This is a genomic window from Saccharopolyspora oryzae, assembly GCF_027853915.1.
GTDB lineage: Bacteria > Actinomycetota > Actinomycetes > Mycobacteriales > Pseudonocardiaceae > Saccharopolyspora > Saccharopolyspora oryzae.
The window spans coordinates 226,219-246,207 of record NZ_JAQGLA010000003.1; the positions used below are offsets into that span (position 1 = coordinate 226,219).

At 70.8% G+C, this 19,989-nt stretch carries 22 protein-coding genes; 17 read left to right on the forward strand and 5 right to left on the reverse strand.

Annotated features, from left to right (window positions below; genetic code table 11):
• Positions 1 to 48: 48 nt before the first annotated feature.
• Entirely contained in the window at positions 49 to 1,203 is a 1,155-nt protein-coding gene (locus OU415_RS03625; protein WP_270947072.1) for an alkaline phosphatase PhoX, read from the forward strand.
• 105 nt (positions 1,204 to 1,308) lie between these two features.
• Here the strand turns inward: OU415_RS03625 and OU415_RS03630 are convergent, their stop codons facing one another.
• Together OU415_RS03630 and OU415_RS03635 are read right to left on the reverse strand one after the other, a co-directional pair.
• Entirely contained in the window at positions 1,309 to 2,667 is a 1,359-nt protein-coding gene (locus OU415_RS03630) for a cation:dicarboxylate symporter family transporter (protein WP_270947073.1), read from the reverse strand.
• A 123-nt stretch (positions 2,668 to 2,790) separates the two neighbouring features.
• Complete coding sequence (locus OU415_RS03635) at positions 2,791 to 3,405, reverse strand: TetR/AcrR family transcriptional regulator (protein WP_270947074.1); 615 nt, start codon at positions 3,403 to 3,405, stop codon at positions 2,791 to 2,793.
• A 64-nt stretch (positions 3,406 to 3,469) separates the two neighbouring features.
• Here OU415_RS03635 and OU415_RS03640 point away from each other — a divergent pair, with 64 nt between their 5' ends.
• The 3 genes from OU415_RS03640 to OU415_RS03650 all read left to right on the forward strand — a co-directional run bounded on the left by OU415_RS03640 (position 3,470) and on the right by OU415_RS03650 (position 7,076).
• A complete protein-coding gene (locus OU415_RS03640) occupies positions 3,470 to 4,699 on the forward strand; it encodes an FAD-dependent oxidoreductase (protein ID WP_270947075.1) in 1,230 nt (409 codons plus the stop codon).
• An 80-nt stretch (positions 4,700 to 4,779) separates the two neighbouring features.
• Entirely contained in the window at positions 4,780 to 6,399 is a 1,620-nt protein-coding gene (locus OU415_RS03645; protein WP_270947076.1) for an ATP-binding protein, read from the forward strand.
• A complete protein-coding gene (locus OU415_RS03650; protein ID WP_270947077.1) occupies positions 6,396 to 7,076 on the forward strand; it encodes a response regulator in 681 nt (226 codons plus the stop codon). Before OU415_RS03645 ends, OU415_RS03650 begins: the two co-directional genes overlap by 4 nt.
• Before the next feature lie 58 nt (positions 7,077 to 7,134).
• Here OU415_RS03650 and soxR read toward each other — a convergent pair whose 3' ends face one another.
• Entirely contained in the window at positions 7,135 to 7,593 is a 459-nt protein-coding gene (gene soxR, locus OU415_RS03655; RefSeq protein WP_270947078.1) for a redox-sensitive transcriptional activator SoxR, read from the reverse strand.
• A 97-nt stretch (positions 7,594 to 7,690) separates the two neighbouring features.
• On the opposite strand from soxR, the gene OU415_RS03660 reads away from it, so the two are divergent.
• From OU415_RS03660 to priA, 5 genes are read left to right on the forward strand one after another with little or no spacing between them, the layout of a single operon-like run.
• On the forward strand, positions 7,691 to 8,386 hold the full coding sequence (locus OU415_RS03660) for a thiamine pyrophosphate-dependent enzyme (RefSeq protein WP_270947079.1): 696 nt from the start codon (positions 7,691 to 7,693) through the stop codon (positions 8,384 to 8,386).
• Entirely contained in the window at positions 8,386 to 9,309 is a 924-nt protein-coding gene (locus OU415_RS03665) for a transketolase family protein (RefSeq protein ID WP_270947080.1), read from the forward strand. Before OU415_RS03660 ends, OU415_RS03665 begins: the two co-directional genes overlap by 1 nt.
• A gap of 32 nt (positions 9,310 to 9,341) precedes the next feature.
• Positions 9,342 to 9,971, forward strand: coding sequence for an imidazole glycerol phosphate synthase subunit HisH (gene hisH, locus OU415_RS03670; protein WP_270947081.1), 630 nt, complete (start codon positions 9,342 to 9,344; stop codon positions 9,969 to 9,971).
• 17 nt (positions 9,972 to 9,988) lie between these two features.
• Positions 9,989 to 10,168 (forward strand): hypothetical protein, encoded by a 180-nt coding sequence (locus OU415_RS03675; protein WP_270947082.1) that lies wholly within the window; start codon positions 9,989 to 9,991, stop codon positions 10,166 to 10,168.
• A 57-nt stretch (positions 10,169 to 10,225) separates the two neighbouring features.
• On the forward strand, positions 10,226 to 10,957 hold the full coding sequence (priA, locus tag OU415_RS03680) for a bifunctional 1-(5-phosphoribosyl)-5-((5-phosphoribosylamino)methylideneamino)imidazole-4-carboxamide isomerase/phosphoribosylanthranilate isomerase PriA (protein WP_270947083.1): 732 nt from the start codon (positions 10,226 to 10,228) through the stop codon (positions 10,955 to 10,957).
• Here priA and OU415_RS03685 read toward each other — a convergent pair.
• Positions 10,923 to 11,747: a helix-turn-helix domain-containing protein gene (locus tag OU415_RS03685; RefSeq protein ID WP_270947084.1), complete on the reverse strand. Its 825-nt coding sequence runs from the start codon at positions 11,745 to 11,747 to the stop codon at positions 10,923 to 10,925. The genes priA and OU415_RS03685 overlap by 35 nt on opposite strands.
• Before the next feature lie 49 nt (positions 11,748 to 11,796).
• Here OU415_RS03685 and OU415_RS03690 point away from each other — a divergent pair, with 49 nt between their 5' ends.
• The 3 genes from OU415_RS03690 to hisI are packed head-to-tail and all read left to right on the forward strand — an operon-like array spanning position 11,797 to position 13,387.
• Positions 11,797 to 12,228: a DUF2000 domain-containing protein gene (locus OU415_RS03690; RefSeq protein ID WP_270947085.1), complete on the forward strand. Its 432-nt coding sequence runs from the start codon at positions 11,797 to 11,799 to the stop codon at positions 12,226 to 12,228.
• 38 nt (positions 12,229 to 12,266) lie between these two features.
• Positions 12,267 to 13,040, forward strand: coding sequence for an imidazole glycerol phosphate synthase subunit HisF (gene hisF / locus OU415_RS03695; protein ID WP_270947086.1), 774 nt, complete (start codon positions 12,267 to 12,269; stop codon positions 13,038 to 13,040).
• Entirely contained in the window at positions 13,037 to 13,387 is a 351-nt protein-coding gene (gene hisI / locus OU415_RS03700) for a phosphoribosyl-AMP cyclohydrolase (RefSeq protein ID WP_270947087.1), read from the forward strand. The genes hisF and hisI overlap by 4 nt, the downstream gene beginning before the upstream one ends.
• A 330-nt stretch (positions 13,388 to 13,717) precedes the next feature.
• On the opposite strand, the gene OU415_RS03705 is transcribed toward hisI, so the two are convergent.
• On the reverse strand, positions 13,718 to 14,341 hold the full coding sequence (locus tag OU415_RS03705) for a TetR/AcrR family transcriptional regulator (protein WP_270947088.1): 624 nt from the start codon (positions 14,339 to 14,341) through the stop codon (positions 13,718 to 13,720).
• Positions 14,342 to 14,430: 89 nt separating this feature from the next.
• On the opposite strand from OU415_RS03705, the gene OU415_RS03710 reads away from it, so the two are divergent.
• The 5 genes from OU415_RS03710 to trpA all read left to right on the forward strand — a co-directional run bounded on the left by OU415_RS03710 (position 14,431) and on the right by trpA (position 19,782).
• Positions 14,431 to 16,008, forward strand: a complete 1,578-nt coding sequence (locus OU415_RS03710) for an anthranilate synthase component I (RefSeq protein WP_270947089.1) — start codon at positions 14,431 to 14,433, stop codon at positions 16,006 to 16,008.
• A complete protein-coding gene (locus OU415_RS03715; protein WP_270947090.1) occupies positions 15,986 to 16,591 on the forward strand; it encodes a Trp biosynthesis-associated membrane protein in 606 nt (201 codons plus the stop codon). The genes OU415_RS03710 and OU415_RS03715 overlap by 23 nt, the downstream gene beginning before the upstream one ends.
• Before the next feature lie 279 nt (positions 16,592 to 16,870).
• On the forward strand, positions 16,871 to 17,683 hold the full coding sequence (gene trpC / locus OU415_RS03720) for an indole-3-glycerol phosphate synthase TrpC (protein ID WP_270947091.1): 813 nt from the start codon (positions 16,871 to 16,873) through the stop codon (positions 17,681 to 17,683).
• Positions 17,684 to 17,722: 39 nt separating this feature from the next.
• Positions 17,723 to 18,991 (forward strand): tryptophan synthase subunit beta, encoded by a 1,269-nt coding sequence (gene trpB / locus OU415_RS03725; RefSeq protein WP_270947092.1) that lies wholly within the window; start codon positions 17,723 to 17,725, stop codon positions 18,989 to 18,991.
• Positions 18,988 to 19,782: a tryptophan synthase subunit alpha gene (gene trpA, locus OU415_RS03730; protein WP_270947093.1), complete on the forward strand. Its 795-nt coding sequence runs from the start codon at positions 18,988 to 18,990 to the stop codon at positions 19,780 to 19,782. Before trpB ends, trpA begins: the two co-directional genes overlap by 4 nt.
• Positions 19,783 to 19,989: the final 207 nt, after the last annotated feature.

Consider the following 19,989-nt stretch of genomic DNA (forward strand, 5'->3'; position numbering starts at 1 on the left):
TTTTCGGCCGCAGGTCCTCTGTTTCCGCTCTTGGAGAGGGACAACATCGTGGAAAGACGGAATTTCCTCCGCGCTGCCGTGGTCGGTGGCACCGCGGTCACCTTGGGATTCAGCGTCACACGGGAATCCATCGCCTACCCCGCCCAGACCGGTACCAGCCCCTACGGAGCCCTGCAGGCCGCTGACGCCAACGGCATCCAGCTGCCCGCCGGCTTCACCAGCCGCGTGATCGCCCGATCCACCAAGACCGTCGGCAACACGGGCTACACCTGGCACAGCGCACCCGACGGCGGCGCGTGCTTCGCCGACGGAGCCGGCTGGATCTACGTCTCCAACTCCGAGATGAGCAGCGGCGGCGGTGGTGTCAGCGCCGTCAAGTTCGACGCCGACGGCAACGTCACCGGCGCCTACCGCATCCTCGCCGGCACCACCCGCAACTGCGCCGGCGGCCCCACTCCGTGGAACACCTGGCTGTCCTGCGAGGAAACCGACTTCGGCTACACCTGGGAAACCGACCCCCGGGGCATCAACCCCGCCGTCCGGCGCGACGCGATGGGCCAGTTCAAGCACGAGGCCGCCGCCTGCGACCCCGACCGCAAGGTCATCTACCAGACCGAGGACCAGCCCGACGGCTGCTTCTACCGGTTCATCCCCACCACCTGGGGCGACCTGTCGGCCGGCGGCACCCTGCAGGTGCTCGTCGAGAACGGCAGCGCCCTGTCCTGGGTGAACGTCCCCGACCCCGACGGCAACCCCACCGCCACTCGCAAGCAGGTCTCCGGCGCGAAGCTCTTCAACGGCGGTGAAGGCGCGTTCTACCGCAGCGGCACCTGCTACTTCACCACCAAGGGCGACAACCGCGTCTGGGCCTACGACGCGGTGAACAACCAGCTGCACATCGCCTACGACGACAACCTGACCTCGAACCCGCCGCTGACCGGCGTGGACAACATCACCGGTGCCGCCGTCGGCGACCTGTACGTCGCCGAAGACGGCGGCAACATGGAAGTCTGCATCATCACCCCCGACGACGTCGTCGCCCCGTTCCTCCGCATCAACGGCCAGTCGGGCTCCGAGATCGCCGGTGTCGCGTTCAACCCCGCCGGAAACCGCCTGTACTTCTCCTCCCAGCGCGGCACCACCGGCACCAGCAGCGGCGGTATCACCTACGAAGTCACCGGCCCCTTCCGCACCACCCTCTGATCCTTCCTGACGCGTGGCGGTCGGTGCCGGAACCGCCGACCGCCACACCGAATGCGCGAAGGGCGTCTCCCCGTCGAATCGGGGAGACGCCCTTCTGCTGTCGGGTCAGCTCTTGGCCGCGACCTTCTCGGTTTCGTCCTCAGTGGACGGCTTGCCGTCGTCGTCGACGAAGGACTGCTCGTTGAACGGGAGGTCGCCCGCGAAGACCTGCTTCATCTGGTCGCGGTCGAGCTCCTTGGTCCAGGAGCCGATGAGGACCGTGGCCACCGCGTTGCCCGCGAAGTTGGTCAGGGCTCGGGCCTCGGACATGAAGCGGTCGATGCCCACGATCAAGCCGACGCCGTCCAGCAGTTCCGGGCGGTGCGACTGCAGACCGCCGGCCAGGGTCGCCAGACCCGCGCCGCTGACACCGGCCGCGCCCTTCGAGGCGACCATCATGAACAGCAGCAGGGCCACCTGCTCGCCCAGCGACAGCGGGTCGCCCAGGGCGCTGGCGATGAACAGCGACGCCATCGTCAGGTAGATCATGGTGCCGTCGAGGTTGAACGAGTAGCCCGTCGGCACCGTGATGCCCACGACCGGCTTGCTCACGCCGAGGTGCTCCATCTTCGCGATCAGCCGCGGCAGCGCCGCCTCCGACGACGAGGTGGACACGATCAGCAGGAACTCGCGGCCCAGGTAGCGCAGCAGCGAGAAGATGTTGACCCGCGCGAACATCCACAGGATCGGTCCCAGGACCAGGAAGATGAACAGCAGGCAGGTCGTGTAGAAGCCGACCATGATGATGGCCAGGCCCTTGAGCGCCGCCACGCCGGTCGCGCCGACCACCGCCGCGATCGCGCCGAACGCGCCGATCGGGGCCGCCCACATCACCATCGCCAGCATCTTGAACACCAGGCGCTGGACGTGCTCGATGCCGCGCAGGACCGGGGTGCCCTTGTCGCCCAGCGCCTGCAGCGCGAACCCGGCCAGCAGCGCGACCAGCAGAGTCTGCAGGACCTGGCCCTCGGTCAGCGAGGACACCAGGGTCTTCGGGATGATCCCGAGCAGGAAGTCCGTGGTGCTCTGCGCTTCCTCACCGGCCTGCTCGGCGCCCTGGCCGCGCATCGCGTCGGTGATCTGCAGGCCCTCACCGGGGTGCAGCACGTTGCCGACCGCGAGGCCGATGATCAGGGCGACCACCGACATGATCATGAAGTAGCCGAGGGCGAGACCGCCGACCTTGCCGACCTTCGCGGCCTGCCGGACACCGCCGACGCCGAGCACGATGGTGCAGAAGATGACCGGCGAGATCATCATCTTGATCAGGTCGACGAAGCCGGTGCCCAGCGGCTTGAGGGCCTTGCCGAGGCCGGGGGCCAGGAACCCGACGGCGATACCGGCCAGCACGGCGACGATCACCGCGATGTAGAGGTAGTGCGTCCGGTCCCGGCGACGTGGTGCCGCAGCATCATTGCTTGCCACTGTTGCGCTCCTACCTGGGCGAGCCGGGTCATACTCGAGGCCGCCCGTGGCCCAGGTCACGGCGCGGCCGGGAGAGACTATCTGCGCCCGGCAACGCTGTCGTCACGCTTGTGTTCATTGTGTTCACAAATGTGATGCGCCATCCGGATTCGCACGACCGCGCAGCGCGATCCCGGCGGCCCTGCGCACGACGTCGGAGGTCGTGCCCGCGATCTCGGCGTGCATGGCGGCATCGATCGCGCCGAGCAGCGCGCCGGTGAGCGCTGCGGCGGTCAGCTCGTCGAGGTCGTCGGGGTAGGCCTCGCGCAGGCCGTGCGCGAGCTGCTGCTGCAGGGATGCGTTGCGCAGCAGCGCGCCCGCGCGCAGGGCCGGGACTTCGGCGATCAGGCGGGCGCGGACGCGGGTGAGCTCGTGGTCGAGCGGGAAGCTCCAGGACTCCGCCGTGCTGAGCCGGTCGATGGTGCGCAGCAGCAGGTCTTCCGGGGATTCGCCTGCGGCGCGGTCGGCGAAGGCCTGCTGCAGCAGTTCGCCGTAGATCGCGTCGTCGGCGAAGACGACTTCGTCCTTGGTCGCGAAGTAGTTGAAGAACGTCGCGGGGGAGACCTCGGCGGTCGCCGCGATCTCGGCGACGGTGGTGCTGTCGTAGCCCTTGGCGTCGAACAGTCGGAGCGCTGCTTCGACCAGGGCCTGCTTGGTGCGCCGCTTCTTGCGCTCCCGAAGTCCGAGCTGCTCACTCATGGCCGCTGATTCTACATCGCCTATAAAATTAGTCTCACTCTAAGTTTCTGCTAGCGTGGTGGTCATGGATCGAACCCAGTGCTGCGTGGTCGGCGGCGGACCGGCCGGGATGATGCTCGGCTTGCTGCTCGCCCGCGCCGGCGTCCAGGTGACGGTGCTGGAGAAGCACCGCGACTTCCTGCGGGACTTCCGCGGCGACACCGTGCACCCGTCGACGCTGCGGCTGCTCGACGAGCTGGGGCTGGGGGAGCGGTTCGCCCGGATCCCGGCCGGGCACCTGCAGCAGATGCGGATCCAGGTCGGCGGGACGACCGTGGTGATGGCCGACTTCCGGTGGCTGCGCGGCCGGCACCGGCACATCGCGATGGTGCCGCAGTGGGACTTCCTCGACCTGCTGGCCGCGGCCGCCGCCGAGGAACCGTCCTTCGAACTGCGGATGTGCAGCGAGGTGACCGGTCTGCGCACCGAGGCGGGACGCGTCACCGGCGTGCACTACCGAGACGTGGACGGGGCGGAGCGCGAGATCGAGGCGCCGCTGACCGTCGGTTGCGACGGGCGCTGGTCGGTGGTGCGCCGCGAGGCAGGGCTGCGGCCGATCGGCTTCGAGGTGCCGATGGACGTCTGGCAGCTGCGCGTGGCCAAAGCCGACGACGCCACCGACGGCGAGGTGTTCGGCCACTTCGGCGGCGGTCAGGCGTCGGTCACCATGGACCGCGGCGACTACTACCAGACCGCCTACCTCATCGCGAAGGGCAGCGACGAAACCCTTCGCGCGCAGGACATCTCGGTCTTCCGGAAGCGGTTGGCCGAGCTGTTCGGCTGGTCGGACGGGCAGCTCGAGTCGGTGCGCTCGTGGGACGACGTGAAGCTGCTGGAGGTCGAGATGAACCGGCTGCGGCGCTGGTACCGCGACGGAGTGCTGTGCATCGGCGACGCCGCGCACGCGATGTCGCCGGTCGGCGGCGTCGGGGTCAACATCGCGGTCCAGGACGCCGTCGCCGCGGCGCGGATCCTGGCCGGGCCACTGCGGCGCGGGCAGGTGACCACCGACGTGCTGGCGAAGGTCCAACGGCGGCGGACGCTGCCGGTGATCGTGGCCCAGCAGTCGCAGAAGGGCGAGCACGAGATGCTGCTGCGCCCCGCGCTGGAAGGCACGCTCGACGAGAACAAACTCCCGGTGCTGCTGAGGCTTCTGAGGCGCCTGCCGTTCATGCGCGGGCTGACTGGCTACCTCGGCGGCGTCGGCATCCGCCCCGAGCACGCTCCGGCCTTCGCCCGGCGTCCCATGTCCTAAAAGGACTCGTGCGGGATTTTCGCAGGTCGAGCGTGGTGTAGCCTCCTGGAGTCACACCTCCATTCGTCCACGGGTCAGTCATGCCTACTGCCGATGCGCGCAACTGGTTCGGCCGCGTCCGACCGCAGTGGAGCCTCGCCGGACAGCTGTTCGTGCTCCAGGTCGTCGTCGTGGCCGTCGTGGTTCTCGCCGGAACAGCACTCGCCTGGTACGACGCGCGGCAGCGCAACGAGGACGCGGCCCGCGACAAGGTCGTGGCGGTGGCCCGCACCCTGGCCGCGCAGCCGGACGTGCGGCGCGGGCTGGTCGAGCCGAACCCGACCGCGACCCTGCAGCCCCTGGCGGAACGGGTCCGCGCCGACACCGGGGTCGACTTCATCACGATCATGTCCCCGCAGGGCATCCGCTACACCCACCCCGACCCGACGCAGATCGGCCAGCCGTTCCTCGGCCACATCGAGCAGGCCGTCGCCGGGCAGGTGTTCACCGAGATCTTCCCCGGCACGCTCGGGTTCTCGGTCCGGGCCGTGGTGCCGGTCTACGACGACGCGCGCCGGCTGGTCGGACTGGTCTCCGACGGCATCACGGTGCAGACGATCTCCCTGGAGCTGGAGAAGCGGGTCACCTGGCTGGTGCTGGTCGCCGCCGGTGCGCTGCTGGTCGGCGGGCTGCTGACGTACCTGGTCAGCGCCCGGTTGCGCCGCCACACCCACGGCCTGCGCCCCGCCGAGCTCAGCCGCCTGTACGAGTACCACGACGCGATCCTGCACGCGGTGCGCGAAGGACTGCTGCTGATCGCCCCGACCGGCCGGGTGACGTTGTGCAACGACGGGGCCGGGCTGCTGCTCGGCCTGGACCCGGCCGCGGTCGAAGGCCGGGAGGTGTCCGAGCTGGAGCTGCCGGAATCGCTCGTCGAAACCCTCGGCGCGGGGCGGGTGGTGCGCGACGAGGTGCACCTGACCGACGAGCGGGTGCTGCTGGTCAACATCTCGCAGATCCGCAGCGGCGGCCGCGATCTGGGCACCGTCGTCACCCTCCGGGACCACACCGAGCTGCAGGCGCTGAGCGGGGAGCTGGACTCGGTGCGCGGCTTCGCCGAAACGCTGCGCTCGCAGGCCCACGAATCGGCCAACCGCCTGCACGCCGTGGTGTCGCTGATCGAACTCGACCGCGCGGACGAGGCCGTCGCCTTCGCCACCGCCGAGCTGGAGCTCGCCCAGCGGCTCACCGACCGCGTCGTCGGGGCGATCGGGGAACCCGTGCTGGCCGCGGTGCTGCTGGGCAAGAGCGCGGAAGCGGGGGAGCGCGGGGTGGAGGTCGTGCTCACCGACGACACCGAGATCGACGACGTCGACCTGGCGCACGTCGACTCGCGGGACCTGGTGACGATCCTCGGCAACCTGATCGACAACGCGGTGGAAGCCGTGGCGGAGCGCCCGCAGCCCCGCGTGGCGGTGACCGTTCGATCCACTTCGGACGGTGTGCTGATCCGGGTCGCCGACAACGGGCCGGGCGTGGATCCGGAAAGCGCGCAGCGGCTCTTCGAACGCGGCTGGTCCACGAAGGAGTCCGGCCGCGGCCTCGGGCTCGCGCTGGTCGGGCAGAGCGTGCGCCGCCACCGCGGCAGCATCGAGGTGACCGACGACGGAGGCGCGGTGTTCACCGTGCGGCTGCCGAGCGGATCGGACGTGGCGCGGTGATCTCGGTTCTGGTGGTGGAGGACGACCCGCTGGTCGGCGAGGCCCACGAGGCCTACGTCAACCGCATCGACGGCTTCGAGGTGGCCGGCCGGGTCCGCACCGGGCAGGCGGCGCTGCGCTTCGTCGAACGCACCCCCGTCGACCTGGTCCTGCTCGACCTGCGCCTGCCCGACATGGACGGCCTGCAGGTGGCGCGAGGACTGCGCACCGCGGGCAGCACCGCGGACGTGATCGCGGTGACCTCGGCCCGCGAGCTGAAGGTGGTGCGCGCCGCGGTCTCCAGCGGGGTGGTCCAGTACCTGCTGAAACCGTTCACCTTCGCCGGAATGCGGGAAAAGCTGGAGCACTACGCCCGGTTCCGGGCGAGCCTCGGCCACGACCGGGAGGTCAGCGGCCAGGCCGAGATCGACCGGGCCTTCGCGACCCTCCGAGGGGTGGACCGCGCAGCCCTCCCGAAGGGCATGGGCGACGAAACCCTGGCGTCGGTGGTCTCAGCGCTCCGCGCGGCCCCGGAAGGCGCCCCGGCGGGCACGGTGGGCGAAGTCGCCGGGGTCTCCCGGGTGACGGCCCGCCGCTACCTCGAATACCTGGTGAACAACGGCATGGCGGAACGCCGCCCCCACTACGGCGGAGTCGGCCGCCCGGAGATGACCTACCGCTGGACCGGCGAAGCCTGAGCGTTCCGGCTGCCTGTGGCACGTGCGTACTTTGGGGTGCTACAGCGCCCCAAAGTGCTCACGTGCGGTCCGCAGTCGGCCGCAGGAGCGGGGCCCCCGGTCCGAGCTCCGCGAGCTTGTCGTCGGCGTTGTGCAAGGTGCACGTCCGCAGCGACAGGCAGCCGCACCCGATGCAGCCGGTCAGCCGGTCGCGGAGCCGCTGCAACCCGTCGATCCGGGCGTCCAGCTCGTCGCGCCACCGCCGGGACAGCCGCGCCCAGTCCGCCTTGGTCGGCGCGTGGTCCTCGGGCAGCGTGGCGAGCGCTTCGGAGATCTGCTCCAGGCTCAGCCCGACGCGTTGCGCGGAGCGGATGAACGCCAGCCGGCGCAGCACCGACCGGTCGTAGCGGCGTTGGTTGCCGGTGGTCCGGGTGCTGGAGATCAACCCGCGGTCCTCGTAGAAGCGCAGGGCGGTCTGCGCGACTCCGCTCCGGTGGGAGACCTCGCCGATGGTCAGCAGTTTCGGAAGCTTCGACACGTCCGCCAGGCTAACCCACAACACTTCGAGCTTGCTCGAGGTTTTTCCGGAAATCGGGCCTTGACCTCCAGTTCGCTCGAAGTTCCACCCTGGCTGCATGACGATCACCACGACGTACGGCTACGCCGACCTCCGGCCGCTGATGAGCGCGATGACCGGCGACGAGAAGCACTCGGCCGCCGCGACCTCCACGCTCGACGTGCTGTGGGTGCTCTACGACCAGGTCCTGTCGGTCGACCCGCAGCGCCTCGACGATCCCGAACGCGACCGATTCCTGCTGTCCAAGGGCCACGGCCCGATGGCCTTCTACGCGGTGCTGGCGGCCAAGGGCTTCCTGGACCCCGCCGAGCTGCCCCGCTTCGGTGAGTTCGACTCCAGGCTCGGCTTCCACCCCGACCGCGTGCTGGCTCCCGGCGTGGAGATCGGCAGCGGTTCCCTCGGGCACGGCCTCCCGCTCGGGCTCGGCGTCACGCTGGGCCTGCGCGCCCAAGGGCACGACCGGCCGCGGGTCGTCGTCCTCGTCGGCGACGCCGAACTCGACGAGGGCAGCAACCACGAGGCCATCCAGGTCGCCGGGCGGTGGGGACTGGAGCAGCTGACCACCGTGGTGGTGGACAACAGCTCCTCCAGCACCGGCTGGCCCGGCGGCATCGCCGACCGCTTCGCCCGCGAGGGCTGGGCCGCGCGCACCGTCAACGGCCGCGACCACGACGAAATCCGCCGCGCCCTCACCGGCACCCACCCGGACCGCCCGCTCGCGGTGGTCGCCGAAGTCGAACCCAAGGAGCTGTGATGACCGCCCCGACGATCGCCGCCACCATGCGCGACCAGTTCGTGCAGACCATCACCGAAGCCCTCGACACCGATCCGCGGGTGGCCGTCGTGCTCGCGGAGATCTCCGCGGACCGCCTCACCGAAGTCGCGCAGCAGCACCCGCGCCGCGTGCTCAACGTCGGCATCCGCGAGCAGGCCATGGTCGGTGTGGCCGGCGGGCTGGCGCTGACCGGACTGCGGCCGGTGGTCCACTCGATCACGCCGTTCGTGGTGGAACGCCCCTTCGAACAGCTCAAGCTCGACCTCAGCCACCAAGGCGTCGGAGCGATCGTGGTCAGCACCGGCGCCTCGTACGACTACCCGACGGCGGGGCGCACGCACATGGCGCCCGGCGACGTCGCGCTGATCGACACGCTGCCCGGCTGGGCCGTGCACGTCCCCGGCCACCCGGCCGAGGTCGACGCGCTGCTGCGCTCGGCGCTGCCCGGCGACGACCCCGTCTACCTGCGGCTTTCCGAGCGGGTCAACGCCGAACCGCTGGTGACCGGCCCGGGCTGGCGGACGGTGCGCAGCGGAAGCCGGGGAGTGGTGCTGGCCGTCGGACCGATGCTCGACCCGGTGCTGACCGCCACCGCCGCGCTGGACGTGACCGTGCTGTACGCGGCCACCATCCGGCCGTTCGACGCCGCCGGACTCCGCGCGGCGGTGCACGCCGCGACCCCCGACGTCGTGCTGGTGGAGCCGTACCTGCGCGGCACCTCGACGCACGAGGTCAACGACGCGCTGGCCGACATCCCGCACAGGTCGCTGGCCCTGGGGGTCCGCCGCGACCAGGAGCTCCGCGCGTACGGAACCGCCGAGGAGCACGAGGCCGCGCACGGCTTGGGGCCGACCGCGATCGCCGCGTCCATCCGCGACTTCCTGGACGGAGCGGCCCGCTGAAGGCCCGCGACGTGCGCCGGTAGCCTGGGTCCGTGGCACGAGTCGTCATCTTGGACTACGGATCAGGCAACCTCCGCTCCGCTGAACGCGCGCTGCAGCGCGTCGGCGCCGACGTCGAGGTGACCGCCGACCATCGTGCCGCGATGGAGGCCGACGGCCTGGTGGTCCCCGGCGTCGGGGCGTTCGCGGCCTGCATGGAAGGCCTGCTGGAGGTCGGCGGCGACAAGATCATCGACCACCGGTTGGCCGGCGACCGCCCGGTGCTGGGCATCTGCGTGGGCATGCAGGTGCTCTTCGACGAGGGCGTCGAGCACGGCATGCAGGCCAACGGCTGCGGCCAGTGGCCGGGCACCGTCGAGCGGCTGCAGGCCGACGTCCTGCCGCACATGGGCTGGAACGAGGTCGACGCCCCGGAGGGCAGCGCGCTGTTCGCCGGGATCGAGCCGGGCACCCGCTTCTACTTCGTGCACTCCTACGGCGTGCGCCGCTGGGAGCTGGATCCGTCGGACTCGATCGCGCCGCCCCTGGTGACCTGGGCGGAGCACGGCGAGCGGTTCGTCGCCGCGGTGGAGAACGGCCCGCTGATGGCGACCCAGTTCCACCCGGAGAAGTCCGGTGAGGCGGGCGCCCGACTGCTGCGCAACTGGCTGGGCACCCTGTGACTCGCCGACACGGCATGATGAGCCAGCGCACGATCCGGCTGATCGCGCTCGTGCTGGCCATCGGCCTGATCTCCGGCATGGGAGCCCCCTACCTGATCCAGGCGGGCTTCTCCGTCTGGGCGGTCCTGCTGCTGGTCCTGATCGTGCTCGCGATCCCGGTGACCGCGGTCCTCTACGCGGAGCGCTCCCGCCGCTGACGCGTTGAGCCGGGCTGGGTCGCGGGTGGTCGCGGCACTGCCAGTAGGGTTGGGGCCGTGAGCTTCACCTTGCTTCCCGCAGTTGACGTTGCCGACGGGCAGGCAGTCCGCCTCGTGCAGGGCGCCGCCGGTTCCGAGACCTCCTACGGTGACCCGTTGGAGGCCGCGCTGACGTGGCAGCGCGCGGGGGCGGAGTGGATCCATCTGGTCGACCTGGACGCCGCGTTCGGCCGCGGCTCGAACCGCGAGCTGCTGGCCCGGGTGACCGGCGAGCTCGACGTGCAGGTGGAGCTGTCCGGCGGCATCCGCGACGACGCCTCGCTGGAAGCCGCGCTGGCCACCGGCTGCGCGCGGGTCAACCTCGGCACCGCCGCGCTGGAGAACCCGGAGTGGGCGGACCGCGTGGTCGCCGAGTACGGCGAGCAGGTCGCGGTCGGCCTGGACGTGCGGATCACCGAGCAGGGCCACCGGCTGGCCGCCCGCGGCTGGACCAAGGACGGCGGCGACCTCTGGGAGGTGCTGGCGCGCCTGGACGCGGCCGGCTGCCGCCGCTACGTGGTCACCGACGTGAGCAAGGACGGCACCCTGCAGGGGCCGAACACCGAGCTGCTGCGCGAGGTCTGCTCCCGCACCGACGCCCCGGTGATCGCCTCCGGCGGTGTGTCCAGTGTGGACGACCTGGTGGAGCTGTCGAAGCTCGCTCCGGTCGGCCTCGAGGGCTCGATCGTCGGAAAGGCGCTCTACGCCCAGAACTTCACCCTCGAAGAGGCGCTGGCCGCCGTCCGCTGACCGCGCGGCGGGCGTACCGGCCCGGCGTGATGCCCAGGATCCGCTTGAAGTGGCGGGTGAGGTGGGACTGGTCGTAGAACCCCGCCTCGGTCGCCACTTCGCCGGGCGGCCGTCCTTCGAGGAGCATCCGGCGGGCGAGGTCGACCCGCCGCGACGTCACGTACTGGTGCGGCGCGATGCCGAACGCCGTGCTGAAGGCCCGCACGAGGTGCGCGGGATGGGCGTGGAGCAGCTGCGCCGTCTCGGCCAGCGTGGTTCCTTCCAGCAGCCGTGAATCGAGCACGTCGCGCAGGTCTCCGGCGATCCCGCGGTCGGACGCGGTGACGACTGCGAGCTTCGGCCGCAGGTGCTGGCGCAGGCGCTGGCTGATGAGGGCGAGCCGGCTCTCCGCCTCGAACTCGTCCCCCGGGTTGGCCAGCGCGGCGTGCAGCTGCCCGATGCTCTTGCGCAGCAGGGGATCGGTGAAGTCCGGGTCGTCGACGGCCGCGCCGATGAAGCTCTCGTCCAGCTGCGTCGTGTCGAGGTAGAGCACGCGCTTGCGGAAGCCGTTCGGGGTGGCGGGCGAGCCGTTGTGCGGCACCTGCGGCGGCAGCAGGCTGACGGTGCCGTCCGGGGTGCCGCGCTCGTGGCGGTCCAGGTCGTAGCGGACCGCGCCGTCGTCGACGATCAGCAGCGTCCACGCGTCGTGGACGTGCATCGGGTACGAGTGCTCGGTGAGGTGGGCGTGCAAGACCTCCGTGACGCCCGGAACCGAAGGGCGCCAAGCAGAGATCTCCTGCTGGTGCGCCATGCAAAGAACGTACAAGACGGCGGCGGGGCGCACGGAGCAGTCTCGGGGCATGGAAACATCGCCTGCCCCGATCCGCTTCGACGACAAGATCGCCGTCCTGCTGCGCGAAGACCTCGAACCGTGGCAGCGGCTGAACGTGACGGCCTTCCTGGTCAGCGGGCTCGGCACGGCGGAACCCGAGGTGATCGGCGAGCCGTACGCGGACGCCGACGACGTCGAGTACCTGCCGATGTTCCGCCAGCCCGTGCTGGTCTTCGAAGGCACGAAGGAGCTGCTGACCACCGCCCACGCCCGGGCGCTGTCCCGCTCCATGCGCATCGCGGTGTTCACCGCTGACCTGTTCAGCACGGGCAACGACCGGGACAACCGCGCCGCCGTGCGCGCGGTGGGCACCGACGCGCTCGACCTGGTCGGGATCGCCGTCTACGGGCCGCGCAACGGGGTGGACAAGGTCCTCAAGGGAGCGCGGATGCACCCCTGACGACGAGTGCCGCGCGGCCGTGTCTCTACCCTGGGGGCATGGCCGTTGCGGTGCGTGTGATCCCCTGCTTGGACGTCGATCAGGGGCGGGTCGTCAAAGGTGTCAACTTCACCGATCTCCGGGACGCGGGCGACCCCGTCGAGCTCGCCCGGGCTTACGACGCCGAAGGTGCCGACGAGCTGACCTTCCTGGACGTCACGGCTTCCTCCGGTGACCGCGAGACCACCTTCGACGTGGTCCGCCAGACCGCCGAGCAGGTGTTCATCCCGCTGACCGTCGGTGGCGGCGTGCGCAGCACCGAGGACATCAACCGCCTGCTGCGCGCCGGCGCGGACAAGGTCAGCCTGAACACCGCGGCGATCGCCCGTCCCGAACTGCTCAGCGAGGCCTCGCAGCGCTTCGGCGCCCAGTGCGTGGTGCTGTCGGTGGACGCGCGGCGGGTGCCCGAGGGCGGGCAGCCGACGGCGTCGGGCTACGAGGTCACGACGCACGGCGGTCGGCGCGGCACCGGGATCTGCGCGGTCGAGTGGGCGGCGAAGGGCCAGCAGCTGGGCGTCGGCGAGATCCTGCTGAACTCGATGGACGCCGACGGCACCAAGGCCGGGTTCGACCTGGAGATGATCCGCGCGGTGCGGGCGGTCGTGGACGTTCCGCTGATCGCCAGCGGCGGCGCGGGAGCGGTCGAGCACTTCGCGCCCGCGGTGCACGCGGGAGCGGACGCGGTGCTGGCCGCCAGCGTGTTCCACTTCGGACAGCTGCGGATCGGCGAGGTCAAGGACGCCATGCGGGCGGAAGGGATCACTGTTCGATGAGCGGTCTGGACGCGGCGATCGCGACTCGCCTCAAGCGCAACGCCGAAGGACTGGTCCCGGCGATCGCGCAGCAGCGCGGCACCGGCGAGGTGCTGATGATGGCGTGGATGGACGACGAGGCGCTGCACCGCACCCTCACCACCCGCCGAGCCACCTACTACTCCCGGAGCCGCCGGCAGTACTGGGTCAAGGGCGAGACCTCCGGCCACACCCAGCAGGTCCACGAAGTCCGCCTGGACTGCGACGGGGACACGATCCTCCTGGTCGTCGACCAGGAGGGAGCGGCCTGCCACACCGGAGACCGGACCTGCTTCGACGCGGACACCCTCCTCACCCCAGAACCCTGACCGGCACCCTCACCCGTACCTGCGTCAAGCCGTCCCTCCCACGTCCTGGCTCCGAGCTGGACGCAAATTCAATGGAAATTGGACATCCAATTTCCATTGAATTTGCGGAACTCCTCCACAACCAGGGCCACCTGTCCACATGCGTCGGCGTGTCGGCACGCCGGTGTGTCCGCAGTTCGGTCCCCCGACACGCCGGGTCCCGACACGCCGTGGGTCCGCAGTTTCAATTGAAACTGTGATCCGCCGTGGGTGGGATCTGCAGTTTCAATTGAAACTGTGGTTCTGAGTGGACGGTGGGGACGGATCGTGGTAACGGCGGTGGGGTCCGGGTCAGTGGTCGGTGGGGCCGAGGTCTCCGGTGAGGTAGCGCTGGAGGTTGGGGCCGATCGCGGCGACGACCGTGTCGTGGTCGGCCGAGGCCAGGGGTTCCAGGTGGACCACGTAGCGGGCCATGCCCAGGCCGACGATCTGGGATCCGGCCAGCGAGGCGCGCAGCTCCGGGCGATCCACCCCGAGCACCTTGACCAGTTGGTTGAACATGACGTTCTGGATGAAGTCGCGCAGCATCGACACCGCGCTCTCGTTGGAGGCGATGCTGCGCACCAGGGCCGCGAACTGGCCGCCCTCGGCGTTGTCCCACACCGCCAGGAACATGCGCAGCAGCCGTTCGGCGAGCCCCTCGCGGTCCCCGGCCAGCAGATCCGGCACCACGTCGTCCGGGTTGATCGGGATCTGCACCGCCGCGGAGAACAGCCCGGCCTTGCTGCCGAACCAGTGGTTGACCATCGCCGGGTCGACCCCGGCGTGCGCCGCGATGGCGCGCACCGTGGCCGCGTCGTAGCCCTGCTCGGTGAACACCTCGCGCGCAGCCGCCAGCAGCGCGGCTCTGGTGTCCTCGCCGCTGGGGCGCCGCCCGCGCCGCTTCGGCTCGGTGCCGTTCGTTGCACTGCTCACCCGCTCATCCTGGCCGCCTCGGCGGTCCCGGGGCAAAGCGGCCCGGAGGGCGCGCGCGGGAGGAAACCGGTGCGCGGCACAATGACGACATGGTCGGCGACGGTGATATCGGCTCAATCAGTCCTGGACGCGAGGAGTTCCGCGCTCTCGCGGCGGACCGCCGGGTCATCCCGGTGGTGCGACGGCTGCTCGCAGACGACGAGACCCCGCTCGGGGTGTACCGCAAGCTCGCCGGGGACCGCCCCGGGACGTTCCTGTTCGAATCCGCGGAGAACGGGCGTTCCTGGTCGCGGTGGTCCTTCGTCGGCGCCCGCAGCGCCGCCGCGCTGACCGTCCGCGACGGGGAAGCCCACTGGACCGGCACCCCGCCCGTCGGCCTGCCCGACGGCGGCGACCCGCTGCAGGCGCTGCGCGAGACCGTCCGGCTGCTGCAGACCGATCCGCTGCCGGGCCTGCCGCCGCTGACCGGCGGCATGGTCGGTTACCTCGGCTACGACTCGGTGCGCCGCCTGGAGCGGCTGCCCGACCTCACCGAGGACGACCTGCAGATCCCCGAGCTGGTCATGCTGCTGGCCACCGACCTGGCCGCGCTGGACCACCACGAGGGCACCATCACCCTGATCGCCAACGCGGTGAACTGGGACGACAGCCCGGAGCGGGTGGACGCGGCCTACGACGACGCGGTGCGCAGGCTCGACGAGATGACCGAGCAGCTGTGCACGCCGTCGGAGCCGACGGTGGCCGCCTTCTCCCGGCCGGACCCGCAGTTCGTCCGCCGCCGCCAGCCCGAGGAGCACTACGAGGCGGTGGAGAAGGCCAAGGAGGCGATCCGGGCCGGTGAGGCGTTCCAGGTCGTGGTCTCCCAGCGCTTCGAGATGGACACCTCCGCCGATGCGCTGGACATCTACCGGGTCCTGCGCACCACCAACCCCAGCCCGTACATGTACCTGCTGCGGTTGGAGGCGCCGGACGGCGGCACCCCGTTCGACATCGTCGGCTCCAGCCCGGAGTCGCTGGTGACGGTGCGCGACGGGCAGGCCACCACGCACCCGATCGCCGGGACCCGCTGGCGCGGCGCGGACGAGGACGAGGACTCGCTGCTGGAGAAGGAGCTGCTCAACGACGACAAGGAGCGCGCCGAGCACCTGATGCTCGTCGACCTCGGCCGCAACGACCTGGGCCGGGTCTGCAAGCCGGGTTCGGTGCACGTCGTCGACTTCTTCCGCATCGAGCGCTACAGCCACGTCATGCACATCGTGTCGACGGTGACCGGGCAGCTCGCCGACGGCAAGACGGCCTTCGACGCGGTCGCGGCCTGCTTCCCGGCGGGCACCCTGTCCGGTGCGCCCAAGCCGCGCGCGCTGGAGCTGATCGAGGAGCTGGAGCCGACGCGGCGCGCCCAGTACGGCGGCGTCGTCGGGTACCTGGACTTCGCCGGGGACGCCGACACCGCGATCGCGATCCGCACCGCGCTGGTCCGCGACGGCCGGGCCTACGTGCAGGCCGGTGGCGGGATCGTGGCCGATTCGGACCCGGTCGCGGAGGACCAGGAGTGCCTGAACAAGGCGCGCGCGGTGCTGAACGCGATCGCGACGGCGGAGACGCTGTCCCGCCCGCGCGGCGAGCAGGTGACGGAGGAGCGGGTTGACCACCGAGCCGGGATCTGAGCCGGAGCCGCGCTCCAAGGGGCTCCTGTGGGCGGTCGTGCTGCTCCTGCTGGCCGCAGGAGGGCTGCTCTGGGGCTCCAGCGCGGTCTTGTGGGCCGGGCAGAAGTACCGCACGTCGTTCGGCGCCGAGATCACGGCCGGGGTCACCGGCGGCGACGTGCGACCGGAACTGGTGCCGATGGCGCTGGCGGCGCTGACCGCCGTCGCGGCCCTGCTGGCCACCGGTGGGTGGCTGCGGCGCATCGTCGGCGTGCTCATCGCGGCCGCGGGCGGAGTGCTGATCTGGCGGGCGTTCCAGGTGTACAGCTTCACCGTGTTCGGCGCGCCGGACGGCGTACCGCCGGGGAGCACGCCGGTCGGCCCGCTGGACCCGCAGCCGCTCGGGCCGCTGATGCTGATCGCCGGGGCGGTGTTGCTGCTGGTGGCCGGGGTGCTGGTGGTGCTGCGCGCAGGGAGAATGCCCGCTATGGGGGCGAAGTACTCGGCGCCGGGTGCGGAGAAGAAGAAATCCCACGATCCGGACCGGCAGATGTGGCAGGACCTCGATGCCGGTCGGGATCCAACGGACGATCAGGATCGCTGAATTAATTTCGGATTTCCTCGTCGGGCCGGAAAACCCAGTTCGGCACGGTTCCGAACGGTCGAACATCTTGCGCGCAAGGGCCGAAGGTCCTTGCTGCGCTGGGACGTTCCGGACACCCCTTGGTGGGCCGGGGTCCGGGCGAGGTTTAGCATCGGGCATGCGACGGCACGGCGGGAAGGGGAGTGTCGTGATCGAGCGCAATGAGTTCATCTGCGCATGCAACTCGCGGATCAGGGACTTGCGGGTGGCTGTTCGGGGCAGGGCCGGCGAGGTGTTCGCGTGACCGTTCTGGAATCCATCATCGAAGGCGTTCGCGAAGATCTGGCAGTTCGCGAATCCGCGATTCCGTTCGACGAGATCAAGCAGCTGTCCGCGGCGGCTCCACCGCCGCACGACGTGCTCGCGGCGCTGCGGGCGCCCGGCGTGGGCGTCATCGCGGAGGTCAAGCGCCGCAGCCCGTCCAAGGGCGAGCTGGCCGAGATCGGCGAGCCGGCCGAGCTGGCCGCCGACTACGCCGACGCCGGGGCGCGGGTGATCAGCGTCCTCACCGAGGAGCGCCGCTTCGGCGGTTCGCTCGCCGACTTCGACGCGGTGCGGGCGAAGGTGGTCAACACCCCGCTGCTGCGCAAGGACTTCATCGTCAGCCCGTACCAGGTGCACGAGGCCCGCGCGCACGGCGCGGACATGGTGCTGCTGATCGTCTCGGCGCTCGAGCAGAACGCGCTGGAAGCGCTGCTCGACCGGGTGGAATCGCTGGGCATGACCGCGCTCGTCGAGGTGCACACCGCCGAGGAGGCCGACCGTGCCCTGGAAGCGGGTGCGAAAGTCATTGGCATCAACGCCCGCAACCTGCATACGCTCGAGGTGGACCGCGACGTGTTCGGCCGGATCGCGCCGGGCCTGCCGCAGAACATCCTCAAGATCGCCGAATCCGGCGTGCGCGGGCCCAGCGACCTGATGGCCTACGCGGGCTCGGGTGCGGATGCGGTACTGGTCGGCGAGGGCCTGGTGACCAGCGACAATCCCAAGACGGCCGTCACCCAGCTGGTGACCGCCGGGTCGCACCCGGCATGCCCGCGGCCGAGCCGCTGACGGGCAGCGCGGGGTCGGCGAAGCACAGGAGGTAAGGCAATGACCGTGGGGGCGGACACCGCGCGCGCACACCGCCAGGGCAAGCCCGTTCCGGACGGGCACGACCCGGACGAGCGCGGGCACTTCGGGGACTACGGCGGCCGGTTCATGCCGGAAGCGCTGATCGCGGCGCAGGACGAGCTCGCCGCCGAGTACGCCAAGGCGCAGCGCGACCCGGAGTACCTCGCCGAGCTCGACGACCTGCTGCGCAACTACGCGGGCCGTCCCTCGCTGCTGACCGAGGCCAAGCGCTTCGCCGAGCACGCGGGCGGCGCGCGGATCCTGCTCAAGCGGGAGGACCTCAACCACACCGGCTCGCACAAGATCAACAACGTGCTGGGGCAGGCGCTGCTGGTCAAGCGGATGGGCAAGCGCCGGGTCATCGCCGAGACCGGTGCCGGGCAGCACGGCGTGGCCACCGCCACCGCCTGCGCGTTGCTCGGCCTCGAGTGCGTGATCTACATGGGCAAGGTCGACACCGAGCGGCAGGCCCTCAACGTGGCGCGGATGCGGCTGTTGGGCGCGGAGGTCATCCCGGTCAACACCGGCTCGGCGACCCTCAAGGACGCCATCAACGAGGCGCTGCGGGACTGGGTCGCCAACGTCGACCACACGCACTACCTGCTGGGTACCGCCGCGGGTGCGCACCCGTTCCCGATGATGGTCCGCAACTTCCACCGGGTCATCGGCGACGAGGCCCGCGAGCAGGTGCTGGAGATGACCGGTCGGCTGCCCGACGCGGTGGTGGCCTGCGTCGGCGGCGGCTCCAACGCGATCGGCATCTTCCACGGTTTCATCGACGACGTCGACGTGCGGCTGGTCGGCTTCGAGCCGGCCGGGCACGGCATCGAGTCCGGTGAGCACGGCGCGACCCTCGGCGAGGGCACGCCCGGCACGCTGCACGGCGCCCGCTCCTACCTGCTGCAGGACGACGACGGGCAGATCGTCGAGGCCTACTCGATCTCGGCCGGGCTGGACTACCCCGGCGTCGGGCCGGAGCACTCGTACCTGAAGGACACCGGCCGCGCCGAGTACCGGTCGGTGACCGACGACGAGGCCATGCAGGCGTTCAAGCTGCTGTCGCGCACCGAGGGCATCATCCCGGCCATCGAGTCCGCGCACGCGCTGGCCGGGGCGCTGGAGCTCGGCAAGGAGCTCGGCCCGGACGCGATCATCGTGGTCAGCCTCTCCGGGCGGGGCGACAAGGACATGGACACCGCGGCGAAGTACTTCGGTCTCGTCGACGAGGCTCAGGAGGGTGCGCGGTGAGCCTGCGCGAGGTTTTCCAGGGGTGCCGCGAGGAGCAGCGCGCCGCGTTGATCGGCTACCTGCCCGCCGGGTACCCGACGGTGCCGGAGTCCAAGGACCTGTTCCGGGCGATGCTGACCGGCACCGACGGCTCGACCGGCTGCGACATCGTCGAGGTCGGCATCCCGTTCTCCGATCCGGTGATGGACGGCCCGACGATCCAGGCGGCCAGCGACAAGGCGCTGCGCGCGGGCTTCCGGCTCCGCGACACCTTCGACGTCGTGTCCTCGATCGCCGAGGCCGGTGGCAACGCCGTGGTGATGACCTACTGGAACCCGGTGCACCACTACGGCGTGAACGCCTTCGCCCGCGACCTCAAGGCCGCCGGCGGGCTCGGCGTGATCACCCCGGACCTGATCCCGGACGAGGGCGAGGACTGGATCGCCGCGACCGACGAGCACGGCCTGGACCGGATCTTCCTGGTCGCCCCGTCCTCCACCGAGGAGCGGCTGGCCCTGACCGCGAAGGCGACCAGCGGTTTCGTCTACGCGACGTCGGTGATGGGCGTGACCGGTGCCCGCGAGAGCGTCGGCTCGGCGGCATCGGGCCTGGTCCAGCGCACCCGCGCGCACACCGACCTGCCGATCGGCGTCGGCCTCGGCGTCCGCTCCGGCGAGCAGGCGGCGGAGGTCGCCACCTTCGCGGACGGCGTCATCGTCGGCTCGGCGTTCGTGACCCGGGCCGAGAAGGACGGCGTCGAAGGCGTCCGGGAGCTGACCGCGGAACTCGCGCGAGGCGTCCGCAGCCGCTGATCTGAAGCGAACGGCCTGTTCACTCCACCTATCGGCGTGAACGGTCCGCTCGCTCGGTTGAACTTCGGCACGAACGGACCGTTCGTCCCGTCTTGCGGGGCGAGCGGTCCGTTCGCTTTTTGACCGCAACGGCCGAGGCAGATGGTCCGTTCGCACCAACGGGTGGGACGGGTGGTCCGTTCGCCGCAACGGGGCTCCGGGGTGTGC